Source organism: Amycolatopsis benzoatilytica AK 16/65 (assembly GCF_000383915.1).
Taxonomy (GTDB): Bacteria; Actinomycetota; Actinomycetes; order Mycobacteriales; family Pseudonocardiaceae; genus Amycolatopsis; species Amycolatopsis benzoatilytica.
The window spans coordinates 5,584,564-5,599,947 of record NZ_KB912942.1 but is presented as its reverse complement, the minus strand read 5'-3'; the positions used below and the strand labels follow the sequence as shown (position 1 = coordinate 5,599,947).

The 15,384-nt window shown below is 69.0% G+C and carries 14 protein-coding genes and 2 tRNA genes; 9 read left to right on the top strand and 7 right to left on the bottom strand.

What is annotated here, in order from left to right; all coding sequences use genetic code 11:
- Positions 1–162 precede the first annotated feature (162 nt).
- Positions 163–1,182 (top strand): YlbL family protein, encoded by a 1,020-nt coding sequence (locus tag AMYBE_RS0125790; RefSeq protein WP_154676617.1) that lies wholly within the window; start codon positions 163–165, stop codon positions 1,180–1,182.
- Between the two features lie 117 nt (positions 1,183–1,299).
- On the opposite strand, the gene AMYBE_RS0125785 is transcribed toward AMYBE_RS0125790, so the two are convergent.
- Positions 1,300–1,860 carry a PPA1309 family protein gene (locus AMYBE_RS0125785; RefSeq protein ID WP_020662282.1) on the bottom strand — a complete coding sequence of 187 codons (561 nt, stop codon included), beginning with the start codon at positions 1,858–1,860 and terminating at the stop codon, positions 1,300–1,302.
- Positions 1,861–2,027: 167 nt separating this feature from the next.
- Here AMYBE_RS0125785 and AMYBE_RS0125780 point away from each other — a divergent pair, with 167 nt between their 5' ends.
- Positions 2,028–5,015, top strand: coding sequence for a UPF0182 family protein (locus AMYBE_RS0125780; protein WP_020662281.1), 2,988 nt, complete (start codon positions 2,028–2,030; stop codon positions 5,013–5,015).
- A gap of 67 nt (positions 5,016–5,082) precedes the next feature.
- Positions 5,083–5,156 (top strand) — tRNA-Met (locus tag AMYBE_RS0125775).
- 570 nt (positions 5,157–5,726) lie between these two features.
- On the opposite strand, the gene AMYBE_RS0125770 is transcribed toward AMYBE_RS0125775, so the two are convergent.
- Positions 5,727–5,800: transfer RNA gene (locus AMYBE_RS0125770), tRNA-Met, on the bottom strand.
- 339 nt (positions 5,801–6,139) lie between these two features.
- Between AMYBE_RS0125770 and AMYBE_RS0125765 the strand changes: the two genes are divergently transcribed.
- The 6 genes from AMYBE_RS0125765 (at position 6,140) to AMYBE_RS0125740 (ending at position 11,006) form a co-directional block, all read left to right on the top strand.
- A complete protein-coding gene (locus tag AMYBE_RS0125765) occupies positions 6,140–6,640 on the top strand; it encodes a PadR family transcriptional regulator (RefSeq protein WP_020662279.1) in 501 nt (166 codons plus the stop codon).
- 64 nt (positions 6,641–6,704) lie between these two features.
- On the top strand, positions 6,705–7,808 hold the full coding sequence (prfB, locus tag AMYBE_RS0125760; RefSeq protein WP_020662278.1) for a peptide chain release factor 2: 1,104 nt from the start codon (positions 6,705–6,707) through the stop codon (positions 7,806–7,808).
- 84 nt (positions 7,809–7,892) lie between these two features.
- Entirely contained in the window at positions 7,893–8,582 is a 690-nt protein-coding gene (gene ftsE / locus AMYBE_RS0125755; RefSeq protein WP_009073292.1) for a cell division ATP-binding protein FtsE, read from the top strand.
- Positions 8,583–8,628: 46 nt separating this feature from the next.
- Positions 8,629–9,522, top strand: coding sequence for a permease-like cell division protein FtsX (ftsX, locus tag AMYBE_RS0125750; RefSeq protein ID WP_020662277.1), 894 nt, complete (start codon positions 8,629–8,631; stop codon positions 9,520–9,522).
- Between the two features lie 108 nt (positions 9,523–9,630).
- Positions 9,631–10,113 carry an SsrA-binding protein SmpB gene (smpB, locus tag AMYBE_RS0125745; RefSeq protein ID WP_020662276.1) on the top strand — a complete coding sequence of 161 codons (483 nt, stop codon included), beginning with the start codon at positions 9,631–9,633 and terminating at the stop codon, positions 10,111–10,113.
- Positions 10,110–11,006: an amidohydrolase family protein gene (locus AMYBE_RS0125740; RefSeq protein ID WP_027928011.1), complete on the top strand. Its 897-nt coding sequence runs from the start codon at positions 10,110–10,112 to the stop codon at positions 11,004–11,006. The genes smpB and AMYBE_RS0125740 overlap by 4 nt, the downstream gene beginning before the upstream one ends.
- Here the strand turns inward: AMYBE_RS0125740 and AMYBE_RS0125735 are convergent.
- The 5 genes from AMYBE_RS0125735 to AMYBE_RS0125715 all read right to left on the bottom strand — a co-directional run bounded on the left by AMYBE_RS0125735 (position 10,996) and on the right by AMYBE_RS0125715 (position 15,345).
- Positions 10,996–12,291, bottom strand: coding sequence for an acyltransferase family protein (locus AMYBE_RS0125735; RefSeq protein ID WP_020662274.1), 1,296 nt, complete (start codon positions 12,289–12,291; stop codon positions 10,996–10,998). The two genes, AMYBE_RS0125740 and AMYBE_RS0125735, sit on opposite strands and share 11 nt — an antisense overlap.
- 118 nt (positions 12,292–12,409) lie before the next feature.
- The gene (locus tag AMYBE_RS0125730) at positions 12,410–12,628 is read right to left on the bottom strand and encodes a hypothetical protein (RefSeq protein ID WP_027928010.1); all 219 of its coding nucleotides are present in this window, start codon (positions 12,626–12,628) and stop codon (positions 12,410–12,412) included.
- An 85-nt stretch (positions 12,629–12,713) separates the two neighbouring features.
- Positions 12,714–13,355, bottom strand: coding sequence for a response regulator transcription factor (locus AMYBE_RS0125725; protein WP_020662272.1), 642 nt, complete (start codon positions 13,353–13,355; stop codon positions 12,714–12,716).
- 167 nt (positions 13,356–13,522) lie between these two features.
- On the bottom strand, positions 13,523–14,656 hold the full coding sequence (locus tag AMYBE_RS0125720) for a sensor histidine kinase (protein WP_020662271.1): 1,134 nt from the start codon (positions 14,654–14,656) through the stop codon (positions 13,523–13,525).
- On the bottom strand, positions 14,653–15,345 hold the full coding sequence (locus AMYBE_RS0125715) for a sensor domain-containing protein (protein WP_020662270.1): 693 nt from the start codon (positions 15,343–15,345) through the stop codon (positions 14,653–14,655). Before AMYBE_RS0125715 ends, AMYBE_RS0125720 begins: the two co-directional genes overlap by 4 nt.
- Positions 15,346–15,384 lie beyond the last annotated feature (39 nt).

Below are 15,384 nucleotides of genomic sequence, written 5' to 3'. Positions count from 1 at the left end.
TCAGCGCGTCAACCGTGGCCTTCACCGGGAAGCGAACACCGTCACCGTACGCTGTCGCTCGTGACCAAACCGGACGAGGAGACCGCGAACCAGTCCAGCCGCGCCGAGCCGCCGGACGCGTCGTCCCGCCGCGACCGGCGGATGACCCGCCGAGGCTGGACGATGACGGTCAGCGGCGTGCTGTTCCTGGTGTTCGTCGTGGCCGGGTTCCTGGTCCAGGTGCCCTACGTCGCGATCAGCCCCGGCCCCACCTACGACACCCTCGGCCGCGACGCCGCGGGCAACGCGGTGATCCAGGTCAAGGGGCAGCAGAGCTACGACACCACCGGCGAGCTGCGGATGACCACCGTCTCGCTGAACGACGGGATCAACCTGTTCACCGCGCTCGGCCTGTGGGCCAGCGGCCGCTACGCGCTCGCGCCGCGCGAGGAGTACTACAAGCCGGGCGAGACGAACGAGCAGGTCAAGCAGGAGAACATCCAGCAGCTGCAGAACTCGCAGAGCAACGCGCAGGTCGCCGCGCTGCGCCACCTCGGCTACCCGGTGCAGGTGGTCGCGAAGCAGATCGTCTCCGGCAGCCCGGCCGACCACATCCTCGCCCCCGGCGACAAGCTCGTCGCGGTCAACGGCAAGCGGGTCCAGGAAGCCGCCGAAGTCGCCGCGGCGCTGACCAACACCAAGCCGGGGGACAGCGTCCAGGTCACCTTCCAGCATCTCGGCCAGGCGGAACGGACCGTGCCGGTCACGCTCGCCCAGCGCAGCGACCGGACCCAGGGGTTCCTCGGGCTGACCGCGGTGGACAAGGCGATCGCCCCGTTCACCGTCGACATCTCGCTGCAGGACGTCGGCGGCCCGTCGGCCGGCCTGATGTTCACCCTCGCGATCATCGACCGGCTCACTCCGCCCGGGAAGCCGGACAGCAACCTGGCCGGCGGCCGGCACATCGCGGGCACCGGCGAGATCAGCGAGACCGGGCAGGTCGGGCCGATCGGCGGCATCTCGTTCAAGGTCATCGGAGCGAAGGAAGCCGGCGCGACCGACTTCCTGGTGCCCGAGCACAACTGCGCCGAGGCCGCGTCGGCCGCGCCGGCCGGGCTCAACCTCATCAAGGTGTCCACACTGGACGACGCGCTCGCCCAGCTGGACAACCTGAAGGCCGGACGGCCGACCGCGCATTGCTGACCGGCGGCGACTCGACGAAGCCGTGAAGGGCCCTTTCCGGAATCAGATTCCCGGAAAGGGCCCTTCACGGCTTTTGGCCGGGGCGGCGGGCGGCCGGAGGGGCCAGCCGGCCGTGGGTCAGGGCTGCAGCGTGGCCTTCAACGCTTCCAGCAGGTTCGGCGCGAGGTCCGCGCTTTCCACCAGTTCGTCCACCGCGTTCTCGTCGTTCGTCTCGTCACCGGGCTGGACGCCGCGCAGCCGCATCACGCAGGCGGTCTCGCCGTCGCGCAGCACGGCGGCCACGAGACGCGCTTCGGTGCGGCGCGGGTGGTCCGCGGCGGCCTTGCGCAGGCTCGCCGCGTCCGCCTCGGCGAACCCTTCGAGCTCCGCCTCCGCGTCCGGCGGCAGCACGATGATCTCCTGCGCCAGCGCGCATCCGACGACGATCTCCGGCCACGCGATGCGGCCGAGCGATTCGGCGAGGTCGCCGTCCGGCAGCGCGTCCTGCGCCACCGGGGTCAGCGGGTTCGCCCGGTCCAGCTGACCGGCCAGTTCGGGCTGCTCGTCGAGCAGCGCCGCGGTCGGCACCAGCGCGAACAGTTGCGGCGGCTGGTCCCAGCCGGCGGAGGCGACGAACTCTTCGACTTCCCGGGCCAGCCCGGCGACAGGGTGGGCGGCAGACGGCTCACTCGGTGGCATGGAGACCATCGTCGCAGGCGGCCCCGCGACGCGCCGCGCGCGCCCGGTTTGGGCGGTCCCGGGAACTCGCGACCCCATCCGTAGAGTTAGAGGTCACGGGGACCTCTCCGTCCCCGTGCGGACGTGTTCACGAAGACAGGAGCGTAGCCGTGGCGACTCGGCCCCCGGTGAGCCTGAAGCTGTCCCGGCGCAGCCGGATACTCCTCATCATCGCCGCGGTGATCGTGCTGGCCTTGCTGGCCGGCGTCCGGTTGCTGAGCACCTATGTGGACTGGTTGTGGTTCGGCGAGCTGGGCGCCCGATCGGTCTTCACCACCGAAATCCTCACCCGGCTCGTGCTGTTCCTGGCGGTGGGGCTGCTGGTCGGCGGCGCGCTGGGAGTCAGCCTGCTGATCGCTTACCGCACTCGCCCGGTCTTCGTGCCGGTGTCCGGACGCGACGACCCGCTGTCGCGCTACCGCTCGGTGGTCGTCAGCCGGATCCGGCTGTTCGGCATCGGCATCCCGGTGCTCACCGGCGTCATCGCGGGCGCGTCCGCGAACGGCGACTGGCAGACCATCCAGCTGTTTCTCAACGGCACCTCGTTCGGCCAGAAAGACCCGCAGTTCGGCATCGACATCGGCTTCTACGCCTTCACCCTGCCGTTCGTGAACTGGCTGCTCGGCTGGCTCTTCGTCACGGTCGTCGTCTCGTTCTTCGGCGCGCTGATCGCGCACTACCTCTTCGGCGGCATCCGGCTCGCCGGCCGCGGCGGCCAGCTGGCCGGCCCGACCCGCGCCCAGCTCGCCATCACGGTCGGGCTTTTCGTTCTGCTCAAGGCGGTCGAGTACTTCTTCGACCGGTACAACCTGCTGCTGTCGGACCGGGACATGCCGCTGTTCAACGGCGCCACCTACACCGACCTCAACGCGGTGCTGCCGGCCAAGCTGATCCTGCTGTGCATCTCGGTGATCTGCGCGATCGCGTTCTTCGCCGGGGCGTTCCTGCGCAACCTGCAGCTGCCGGCGATCTCGCTGGTGCTGCTGATCCTGTCCGGCGTGCTGGTCGGGGTCGCCTGGCCGGCCGTGCTCGACCAGTTCTCGGTCAAGCCGAACGCGAACGAGAAGGAAGCGCCGTCGATCCAGCGCAACATGGACGCGACGCGTGCGGCGTACGGGCTCTCCGGCGTCAAGTACGAGCAGTACGCGGGCAAAACCGACGCCACCGCCGCGGCGGTCAAGAACGACGCCAGCACGCTGTCCAACATCCGCCTGCTCGACCCGAACGTCCTCAGCGACACGTTCACCCAGCGCGTCGGCAGCGAGAACTTCTACGGCTTCCCGCAGAAGCTCGACATCGACCGGTACACGATCGGCGGCACCACGCAGGACTACATCGTGGCCGCCAAGGAAATCAAGAGCGACGGGCTCACCGGCAACCAGACCAACTGGATCAACAAGCACCTGGTCTACACGCACGGCAACGGGTTCGTCGCCGCGCCCGCCAACACCGTCGACCGCGCGGTGAAGGACCTGAACTCCGACGGCGGCTACCCGCTCGCCACCACGAGCGACACCGCCAACCCGGCCGGGGCCGGCGCGGTCAACGGCCAGCCCGGGATCAAGGTCTCCCAGCCGCGGATCTACTACGGGGAACTGGCCAACCAGGCCGACTACGCGATCGTCGGCGGCACCCCCGGCAAGGCGCCCGGCGAGTACGACACCGCCGCCCAGCGCAGCTACCTGTACGACGGCAAGGGCGGCGTCTCGCTCGGCAACTGGTTCAACCGGTTGACGTTCGCCGCCGAATACCGCGAACCGAAGATCCTCTTCTCCGACGCCGTCGGCGACGGCTCGAAGATCATGTACAACCGCGAACCGCGCGACCGGGTCAGCAAGGTCGCGCCGTGGCTCACCCTCGACGGCGACCCGTACCCGGCCGTGGTCAACGGCCGCATCCTCTGGATCGTCGACGGCTACACCACGCTCAACAACTACCCGTACGCCCAGCAGACCCAACTGGGCGAGGCGACGAACGACTCGCTCAACGGCGTGGCCAAACAGGCCAACAACTCGATCAACTACATCCGCAACTCGGTGAAGGCGACCGTCGACGCGTTCGACGGCACCGTCACCCTGTACTCGATCGACGACAACGAGCCGGTCCTCAAGGCGTGGGAAAATGTGTTCCCGGGCATGGTGAAGCCCAGCTCGGACATTTCGCCGGAGCTGCGCTCGCACTTCCGCTACCCGGAGGACCTGTTCAAGGTCCAGCGCGAGCTGCTCGCCCGCTACCACGTGGAGAGCCCGCAGGAGTTCTATGCGCAGCAAGCGTTCTGGAGCATCCCGCAGGACCCGACCGAGGACGGCAGCTCCACCGCGGCCGGCTCGAACGTCGCGAACCAGCCGGGCTACTACGTGCTCGCCAACGCCGCCGGCGAAGGCAAGCCGACGTTCCAGCTGACCAGCGCGCTCACCGGTCTGCAGCGGCAGTACCTGTCGGCCTGGATGACAGTCTCCTCCGATCCGCAGGACTACGGGGCGATCCGAGTGCTCCGGCTGGCCGCGTCCACCGGGACGAACCAGGTCGAGGGCCCGGTCCAAGTCCAGAACAGATTCCAGAGCGACCCGCGAGTGGCGCAAGACCGCACTCTGCTCAACAACCCCAACATCATTCCCATCTACGGCAACCTGATCACGCTGCCAGTAGCCGACGGGTTCCTCAACGTCGAACCCGTCTACATCCGGCAGCGCAACCAGAACAGCTATCCCCAGCTAGCCCGCGTCCTCGTCTCGTTCGGCGGCAAGGTCGGCTACGCGGCCACTCTGAGCGAGGCACTGGACCAGGTGTTCGGCGCCGGCACCGGAGCGGTCGCGGCCGGGCCCAAGGACACCGGCACCCCGGCCACGACCCCGCCGCCGACCACGCCGAACCCCGGCACGACCACGCCGCCCGCGACGACCCCGCCGCCGGGCAACGCCAACAACCCGGCACTGGACAAGGCCGTCGGCGACATCCAGGCCGCGCTCGCCAGACTCAAGGCAGCGCAGCAGTCGGGCAACTTCGCCGACCAGGGCTCGGCGCTGCAGGCGCTGTCCCAGGCGATCACCGAATACGAGGCCGCCAAGCCGAGCACTCCGCCCTCCAGCGGAGCGCCGTCCCAGCCGGGCGGGTGACGTCTGTTACCTAATGGGCACCTGCTTTGCGCCAGGCGGAAAGCCTGGCGTAAAGTAGGTCCTACGACGCGGGGTGGAGCAGCTCGGTAGCTCGCTGGGCTCATAACCCAGAGGTCGCAGGTTCAAATCCTGTCCCCGCTACAGAGGTCAGAGGCGTGTACTCGCGGAAATCGCGAGTCACGCCTCTTTCGTTTTGTCCCTGGGGGTCGAACCCCCAGACCCCCGCCAGGGGGGTGCCCCCCCCTGGACCCCCCGGGTCGGGGTTGCGTTCCGATTCGGGGTGCGGTTGGGGGGGCGGCGACTGGCTTTCGGTTGTGCCTGGGGCTGCAGGAATTGTGGTGCGCGGCCCAGGTCGCGGGTGCGTCGGGTTCAGTGGTTCAGACCTTGGGGTTGTTCGAAGGCTGGGTGGCGGTCTGGGGCGTGGCTGTACCGGTCGGCGGCTTGAGCCTGGCTGGCGCGAGCCAGGTCGCCACGGCGGGGCGGGTGGGCCGCTGAGCGACCTGCGCCCCTCGGTCGTCCCGGACGGGGCGGTGCGGGGAGGCTCGTGCGGATCGGGCTGCGAAAGGCGCGTGCCCGTCGGCGGTGCGGTGCCGTTGGCTCATCCGCGCGATAGTCCGCGTCTGCGGAGCGTGGCGGCGGGCGAGGGGGCGGAGAGTTCCGATGCGGAAAAGACTGAAGGCTCGTGCGGATGCACGAGCCTTCAGTCTGAAGTAGCGGGGACAGGATTTGAACCTGCGACCTCTGGGTTATGAGCCCAGCGAGCTACCGAGCTGCTCCACCCCGCGTCGTTGTGAAAGTAAGATTACACGCCTGTCGCAGCAGGTTTTAGGCACCCCCCGTTAACGGTGTCTTGGCTGGTCAGGGGTCCCGTTCGCCGGATTTTGCGGGTGGAGGCGGCCTGGGGGCCGGTCGGCGTGGGGCGGGCGGACGGGTGGGCTGGGCTGTTTGGCCGTCGCTCGGGTGGTGGTGTCCGGCGGTGATCGTTTCGGCGGGGGTTGCGGAGCGTGTCTTTGTCTAAAGTGGACATGCTGAAGGACTGGGCTGAACGTGGGTATTTCGTGGCCACAATGGACTCAGTCTTGACCACTGTGGACACAGCGGGAATTAAGTGGGACGGTAGAGGGGTGTCCGAATTGAATGCAACCGCCGCCGCTCTTCTCGGCCTGCTTCACGACGGTCCCGCCACCGGCGGGCAGCTCGTGTCGGGCGCCGACGAGCGCTTCGGCGCCTTCTTCAGTGTCACCCGCAGCCAGGTCTACCGCGAGCTCCCGGCGCTCTCCAAAGAGGGCCTCGTCCGGCTCGGCAAGCAGGGGCCGCGCTCGAGCCAGCAATACGTGCTCACCGCGGCGGGCAAGAAGGCCTTCAAGACGTGGCTCACGTCCGAGGCCGGCCCCGACCACCTGCGCAGCCCGCTCATCCTGCGGCTCGTGCATGCCGGCTCGCTGACCGCCAAGCAGCGCACCGCCCTGCTCGACAGCGCCCGCGCCACCTACCAGGGGCAGCTCGAGGAGGCCAAGACCGCCGCCAAGGCGGCCGAAGGCCCCTACGCGAAGGCAGTCGCCGAGTTCGCCCAGGCGCAGGCCAAGGCTGCCCTGAAGCTGCTCGACTCCATCCCGCAGACCTGATCCGGGTCACGGCCCCGCGACCGGTTCGCAACCGGTCGCGGGTTTTGCCGTAACCTTGTCCGATGTGAGCGATGAGTTCGATGCGGCACTGAAGGACCTGGCCGGCAAGCTGACCCAGATCGAGTCGGTGATGGACCTCGACGCGCTGCGGGCGCAGGTCGCCGAGCTCGAGGAACAGGCGTCCAGCCCGACCCTCTGGGACAATCCGGAAGAGGCCCAGAAGGTCACCAGCCAGCTGTCCCACCGGCAGAGCGAACTCCGTCGCGTCTCCGAGCTGCGCCAGCGCCTCGACGACCTCGGCGTCCTCTACGAGCTCGCCGCCGACGAAGGCGACTCCGGCAGCATGACCGAGGCCGAAGGCGACCTCGCCGACCTGGGCAAAGATGTCGACGCGCTCGAGGTCCGCACCCTGCTGTCCGGTGAGTACGACGCACGCAACGCCGTGGTCACCATCCGGTCCGAGGCGGGCGGCGTCGACGCGGCCGACTTCGCCGAAATGCTGCTCCGCATGTACCTGCGCTGGGCGGAACGGCACAGCTACCCGACCGACGTCTTCGACATCTCCTACGCCGAAGAAGCGGGCATCAAGTCCGCCACGTTCAAGGTCTCCGCTCCTTACGTGTACGGGACGCTCTCGGTCGAACAGGGCACCCACCGGCTGGTGCGCATCTCGCCGTTCGACAACCAGAGCCGGCGCCAGACGTCCTTCGCGCACGTCGAGGTCCTGCCCGAGGTCGAAGAAGTCGACCACGTCGACATCCCGGAAAAGGACATCCGGGTCGACGTCTACCGTTCCTCCGGCCCCGGCGGGCAGAGCGTCAACACGACCGACTCCGCGGTCCGGCTGACGCACATTCCGAGCGGAATCGTCGTTTCCTGCCAGAACGAGAAATCGCAGCTGCAAAACAAAGCGGCCGCGATGAAGGTCCTCCAGGCGCGGCTGCTGCAGCGCAAAAAGGAGGAGGAACGGGCCGAAATGGACGCGCTCAAGGACGGCGGCTCCAGCTGGGGCAACCAGATGCGCTCCTACGTCCTGCACCCCTACCAGATGGTCAAGGACCTGCGGACCGAATTCGAGGTCGGCAATCCGACCGCGGTGCTCGACGGCGACATCGACGGGTTCCTCGAAGCCGGGATCCGCTGGCGCAGGCAGACGAGCGCGGCCTGATCGCGGTGGCGGCCGGTGCACTGCGCGTGACGCAAGGCACCGGCAACCAGGGCTTAACGCGGCCCATGGGTAGTATGCCGAACCGTGATCCGGCTCGAAGAGGTTTCCAAGGTCTACAAGACCTCGACCCGTCCCGCCCTCGAACGGGTGTCGGTCGAGATCGACAAGGGTGAGTTCGTCTTCCTCATCGGCCCGTCCGGCTCCGGGAAGTCGACGTTCCTGCGGCTGCTGCTGCGCGAAGAGGTTCCCTCCAAGGGCCGCGTCATGGTGTCGAACTTCGACGTCGCCAAGCTCGCCCGGCGCCGCGTCCCCCGGCTGCGCCAGACCATCGGCTGCGTGTTCCAGGACTTCCGGCTGCTGGCCAACAAGACCGTCGCGGAAAACGTCGCGTTCGCGCTCGAGGTCATCGGCAAGCCCCGGCCCACGATCCGCAAGGTCGTGCCCGAGGTGCTCGAACTCGTCGGCCTCGACGGCAAGGCCGACCGGCTGCCCAACGAGCTCTCCGGCGGCGAGCAGCAACGCGTCGCGATCGCCCGCGCGTTCGTGAACCGGCCGCTCGTGCTGCTCGCCGACGAGCCGACCGGGAACCTGGACCCGGACACCAGCCAGGACATCATGCTGCTGCTGGAGCGGATCAACCGCACCGGCACCACGGTGCTGATGGCCACGCACGACCATTCCATCGTGGACTCGATGCGGCGGCGGGTCGTCGAGCTGCAGCTCGGTCGCGTGATCCGCGACGACGCCCGCGGCGTCTACGGCATCGGCCGCTGACGCACCCGCCCCCTTTTCCGCCCCGACCCAAGGAATCACGAGAGCGATGCGAGCCAGTTTCGTCTTCAGCGAGGTCGTCACCGGGTTGCGCCGGAACGTCACGATGACCATCGCGATGATCCTCACCACCGCGGTCTCGCTCGCCATGCTCGGCGGCGGCCTGCTGGCCGTGCGCACGATCGACAAGATGAAGGCGAACTTCCTCGCCGAAGTCGAAGTGTCGATCACGCTGGTCGACGACGTGAGCGCGAACGACAAGAACTGCACGCAGGCACTCTGCGGCGGGCTGCGCCAGTCGCTGCAGAACAACCCCGGCGTGGAATCGGTCGTCTTCGAGAACCGAGACCAGGCCTACGACCGGTTCAAGAAGATCTTCGCCAGCCAGCCCGAGCTGCTCGAGCTCGCCGGTCCGGAGGCGCTGCCGGCGTCGCTGCAGGTCAAGCTGAAGGACCCGGACCGCTCGGACGCGATCATCCAGCAGTACACCGGCAAGCCCGGCGTCAAGAAGGTCGACGACCAGAAGAAGTTCCTGGACCGGGTGTTCAACGTCTTCAACGGCGTCCGGAACATCGCCTTCGTGATGGCGCTCATCATGGCCGTCGCCGCCCTCCTGCTGATCGCCAACACCATTCAGGTCTCCGCGTTCACGAGGCGGACCGAAGTCGGCATCATGCGCCTGGTGGGCGCGACGCGGTGGTATACCCAGCTGCCGTTCCTGCTGGAGGCGGTGGTCGCGGGCACGGTCGGTGCGGTGCTCGGGGTGGTGTTCCTGCTGCTCACGAAGCTGTCCTTCCTCGACACCGTGTTCACCGGCGAGGTGTTCCCGCAGATCACCACGCTCGAAGTGCTGTTCCCGGTCGCGCCGATCCTGCTCGCCGTGTCGATCGTGATCTCGGCGATCACCGGCTACGTGACGCTGCGGTTGTACGTGCGCCACTGACCCGCCGAACCATGCGGACCGCCCGGCGAACTCCTTCGCCGGGCGGTTCGTCGTTCCGGCGCGAAACCGGCGTGCTTGGCACCCTGGCGGCCACGTAAAGTGGTCGGTATGCCCAAGGAACGTGGACAGAAGGTCATCGCGTCGAACCGCAAGGCTCGGCACGACTACTCCATCCTGGACACCTACGAGGCCGGGATGGTGCTCCAGGGCACCGAGGTCAAGAGCCTGCGGGCAGGCAAGGCTTCGCTGGTGGACGCCTTCGCGACGGTGGACGACGGCGAGGTGTGGCTGCGCAACGTCCACATCCCCGAGTACACCCAGGGCACTTGGACCAACCACATGCCGCGGCGCACGCGAAAGCTGCTGCTGCACAAGAGCGAGATCGAACGGCTGATCGGCAAGACCAAGGAGAGCGGCCTTTCGCTCGTCCCGCTGTCGATGTACTTCAAGGACGGCAAGGTCAAGGTCGAGCTCGCGCTGGCGAAGGGCAAGAAGGCATACGACAAGCGCCAGTCGATCGCCAAGCGCGACGCGCAGAAGGACATCAGCCGCGCCATGGGGCGGGCGTTGAAGGGCCGGTTCACGGAGTGATGCCCGGACCGGCCACCGACGCCGACGTGCCGGCCTGGCTCGCCGGCCTCGGCCTCGACGGGATCGTCGACCTGCACGTTCATTTCCTGCCGAAGCCGGTGATGGACAAGGTGTGGGCGTACTTCGACCTGGCCGAGCAGCACTACGGCATGGCCTGGCCGGTGCATTACCGCACGTCCGAGGCGGAGCGGATCGAGACGCTGCGCGCGCTGGGCGTGAAGCGGTTCGCGCCGCTGGTGTACCCGCACAAGCCGGGCATGGCCGAATGGCTCACCTCGTGGGCGCTGGAGTTCGCCGAGCAGGTGCCGGACGCGGTGCCCACCGGCACGTTCTACCCGGAGCCAGCGGCGGCGTCCTCTGTGGACGCCGCGCTTCGCGCCGGTGCCCGGTGTTTCAAGTCGCACGTGCAGGTCGGCGCGTACGACCCGCGCAACGAGTTCCTCGATCCGGTGTGGGGCGCGTTGGCGGAGTCCGGCGTCCCGGTGGTGATCCATTGTGGACACGGTCCGCGGCCCGGCGACTTCACCGGGCTCGACGTGTTCGAGGAGGTGCTGCGGCGGCATCCGCGGCTGACCGCGGTCCTCGCGCACTCGGCGATGCCCGAGTTCCACGCCGCGTTCGAGTTGATGGCCCGCTATCCGCGCGTGCATCTCGACACCACCATGGTCGGGGTGCCGTTCGTGGAAGCCATCTCGCCGCTTCCGGCGGATTGGACCGCCCGGCTCGCCGAGTACGCCGACCGGATCGTGCTCGGCACCGACTTCCCGAACATTCCGTACTCGTACGCGACACAGCTGCAGGCGATCGCCGGCTGGGCAGCCGACGATCGCCTGGGCGAGCCGTTCCTGCGGGCGGTACTGCACGACACCCCCGCGAAGCTGCTCAGCGTCTGACCGCCACCAGCGGCCGGGGCAGCGAAACCTGACGCCCGGCCAGCGTGAACCCGGCCGCGATCAGCGCCACCCACGGCACCGGCCCGGTCAGCAGGCCGTCGCTCAGCGGCGCGAACCCGTGCGCGGCCAGGCCGAGCAGGCCGCCGGAGGCGAGCAGGCCGGCGAGCACCAGCTGCGGCGTCCGTGCGGTCACCACCAGGCTGTCCGGCTGGGTTTCGAAGCGGTCGAACATCCGCAACAGGCCCAGCAGGACCAGGCCGCAGACGAGGACCCAAGCGGGTGCCATCAGGAACCAGAGCGAACTGCCCGGCTCCGGCGTCGAGTACCGCAGTCCGAAGACCGTCACGCCGGACACCACGACCAGGGCCGGCATGTGCCACAGGTAGACCGACATGGTTCGCGGGGCGAGCCAGCTGAGCGCCGCGGTGACCCGGGGCAGCGAGATCAGCTTGTCGCGGAACGCCAGCAGGAAACCGATCTGGCCGAACGCCAGGAACAGCAGCAGCACGGTGGGCGGACTCATGTTCGACACCGGCGCGCCCGGCATCCCGATCATGCTCGCCGGGTACGGGCCGAACGCGACCAGCAACGCCGTCACGCCGAAGCCGGCGGCGGACAGGACGAGCGCGGCGCGGCGGGTCAGCGAGCCGAGCCTGCCTTCGACGTAGTGGAAACCGAGCTGGTGCACGGCAACCCAGACGATGACCGCGTTGGCGTAGCCGATCATGCCGAGGTCGGAGAAGCGGGCGACGTCGACGAGAACGCCGAGAGCGGCCAGTACCGCGGGCACCGCCAGGCCCCAGCGGCGGTGCGCGGCGACCATCAACGGGGTGAGCAGCACGGTGAGCAGGTAAACGGAGAGGAACCAGAGCAGCTGTGCGGCGATCGCGCTGGCCACCTGGACCGGTTGACCGGGAACTCCGATGCCGCGCAACAGGTCTGGCACCACGAGCCAGACGGCCAGCAGCGGCAGCACCGGAATCAGCAGCCGGCGCACGCGCCCGGCGAACCAGTCGCGGGTGGAGGTGGCGCGGCGCAGGGAAATCAGGTTCGCGGCACCGCCGGCGAAGAACACCAGAGGCATCACTTGCGAGGCCCACGTGATGATCCACCAGCCGGGCGTCGCGAGGGCGTTGCCGGTGGCGAGAGTGGTGCCGGAGAAGGAAAGCACCGGCATCATCCAGTGCTGTGCGACCACCAGGAGGATCGCCCCGGCCCGTACCACGTCGAGGAAGATGTCCCGGGTCGCCCGGGTGCTGCCGGGTCGCAGCTGGCTCGTCGTCATGACTCAAGAGCCTGCCGGTTCCCCGGCCCGGAAACAGCGGTGCAGGCCGCCGACTTCACGCTCCGGTCAGCAGGAGGCGCTCGGTGGGGTTTGCCCTACCCGGCACGGAAACCGCTGCTCAGGGCAGGGTGTCCGGCTCCGGCTCGGACTCGTGCGCCTGCACCCGGTACGCCCAGCCGTGCTCGGTCAGGCCGAGCTCGTACCGGGTTTCGATCTTCGGCCCGCCGTGCAAGTGGATGTGCCGCACCACAGTGCCCGGAACCGGCTGCTCGTCCGACAGCTCCTGCACCCGGCCGTCGAGCGGGCCGCCGAGAAAGCGGACGCAACGGTCGGACATCGGGGTCTCGTCGCTCGGTTCGGACGGCATCGGTCCATGGTAGGCGAGACCCCCGAGCCGGGGCTGCCGTCAGTTCGAGTGAGGGTTACCGGCCGAGATAGGTCAGCACCGCGCGAACCCGGCGGTGTTCCTCCGAACTGGCCTCGAGGCCGAGCTTCGAGAAAATGTTGCCGATGTGCTTTTCCACCGCTCCGTGCGACACCACGAGCGAGTTCGCGATGGCCGTGTTCGACAGGCCCTGCGCCATCAAACCGAGCACCTCCGACTCGCGGGCGGTGAGCGCGTCCAGCGGGTTGCGCCGGCCGCGCGCCATCAGCTGCGCGATGACGTCCGGGTCGATCGCGGTGCCGCCGCCGGCGACCCGGCGGACTGCGTCGAGGAACTCGTCCACATCGGCTACCCGCTCTTTCAGCAGGTAGCCGACGCCGCCCGCGCCTCCGGAAAGCAGTTCGACGGCGTAGCTCTCCTCGACGTACTGCGACAGCACGAGCACCGGCAGGCCGGAGACCTCCTTGCGCGCGGCCAGCGCCGCCCGCAGCCCCTCGTCGGTGAAAGTCGGCGGCATCCGGACGTCGACGATCGCCAGATCGGGCCGGTGCTCGGTGACCGCACCGAGCAGGTCGTCGCCGTTGTCCACCTCGGCGACGGTCTCGATGCCCTCGTCGGCGAGCAGCCGGATCACCCCGGCCCGAAGCAGAACTGCGTCTTCGGCGATCACGACTCGCATCAAAGGCCCCCAGGTCCGTGAGTGAAAAGCTCCCGGAGGCTATTCACTCACGGACGGGCTGTCCGGGGTACGGCAGGTCGGTCAGCGGGGAAATGGCGGGATGCGGGGCCGCCGGGGCCTCGTCGACGGGCGCGGGCGGGCGAGCCTTCGGGCCACCCGCGACGCGTTCACCACTGGCAGGGCAGGTCCGCCCGGATGACCGTCGGCCCGCCGACCGGGCTCACGACCGTGATCACGCCGTCGATCGTCGCCGCGCGGTCGGCCAGTCCGGCGAGCCCGCCGCCGGGGCGGACTTCGGCGCCGCCGCGGCCGTTGTCGGTGATCTCGGTGATCACGTGCGTGTCGGTCCGCCAGACCTTCACCGATGCCTCGGTGGCACCGGAGTACTTGGCGATGTTGGTGAGCGACTCGCCGACGATGAAGTACGCCGTGGTCTCGACCGCCGCCGGCGGCCGCGGCTCGACGTCCACCTGCACGTCCACCGGGATGGGCGACTTCGCGGCTTGCGCGGACAGCGCCGCGTCGAGGCCGCGGTCGCCCAGCACGGCCGGGTAAATGCCGCGCGCCAGATCGCGCAGTTCGGAGACGGCGAGCTTCGCGTCGGTGTGCGCTTCGTTGATCAGGTCGCGCACCGCGTTCGGGTCCTGGTCGAACTTCGACTTCGCGCGGCCCAGGCTCATCGCGACCGCGACCAGCCGCTGCTGGGCACCGTCGTGCAGATCGCGCTCGATCCGGCGCCGCTCGGCCTCCGCCGCGTCGACGCCCCGGGCCCGGGACGCCTGCAGGTGCTCGGCCTTCTTTTCCAGCTTCTTCGTCCGGTTCGGGCCCAGCAGCGCGAGCGCCAGGTTCCCGTGCAGCCAGCCCAGCCACGGCGTCACCCAGATCGCCATCGGCAGCAGCACGATCGACGCGAGCGCGATCGGCAGCTCCGCGGCCGCCAGCGGGAACGCGAGCAGCAGGTACGCCAGGTCCCGCCAGGTCGTCGGGTCGGAAAGCCGGGTCAGCCACCGACGGGTCAGCGACTGTCCCTCGGTCGAGAGCCGTTCGGCCGGGGTCAGCGGAGCGCCCAGCATCGTGCGCGCCCACCGTCGCTCCAGGTCGCCGGACCAGCGGATGAACGCGGTGACCGCCAGCAGGATCGGGAACCCGACCCAGACCACCAGCGTCGCGGTGCCCACCGACGCGCCGACCACGATCAGGATGAACTGCAGCAACCGCAGCACGAACGACGCGAGCATGTAGCCGATCGTGCGTGCCGGATTCGGCTTCGGATGCTCCGGAAGCGCCTCCTGCGTGGTCATCCGGCTACCGTCATCCCGTCGATCTCGTTCCACGAACGCTCCATGCGGCGGCGCTGGGCGGGAGTGGGCCGGAGCATTCCGGTCGCCAGCGCCGCGTGCATCGACGCCAGCCCCTTCGTCAGAGCTATCGAAACCGCGGCGAACAGGACCCCCAGTGCCGCCCAAGGCAGCGCGGACACGAACGAGTCTACGGTGAACCAGCGCAGGTCGTCGCTGGGGAAAGCGTAGACGCCGCCGGGCAGGAAGCGGTAGTAAACGGGCAGCGCGGCCAGGCCGAGGCTGACCGCCCAGGCCGTCACGACCAGGACGAACTCGACCACCGCGAGCGGGAACAGCAGGTACAGGTAGCCGAGGTCGCGCCAGGTCGCCGGGTCTTTCAACCGGCGCAGCCACCGCTGCTTCTGCCCGGAGATCGGCAACGGCAGGTACGGGTCGTCGATGTAGACGTCCAGCAGCGCGAACACCCGGCCCCGCTCCATCCGCCCGGCGGCCCGCACGAACAGCAGGAGCAGTGCGAGCAGAGGTACGCCGATCCACACCACGACCGTGCCCAGCCCGGCCGAACCCAGCGCCGTGATCAGGGCGAACGAGAACACGCCGATCGGGAAGTTGAGCAGCAGGTACGCCAGCGACCCGCCCAACGGCGGAGTCCGGCGCCGGTGGCTGCGATCGGCGGGCACGGTGACCATGGCGGGGCTCCCTCACTGCGGAAACTGACCTGTTCAGGA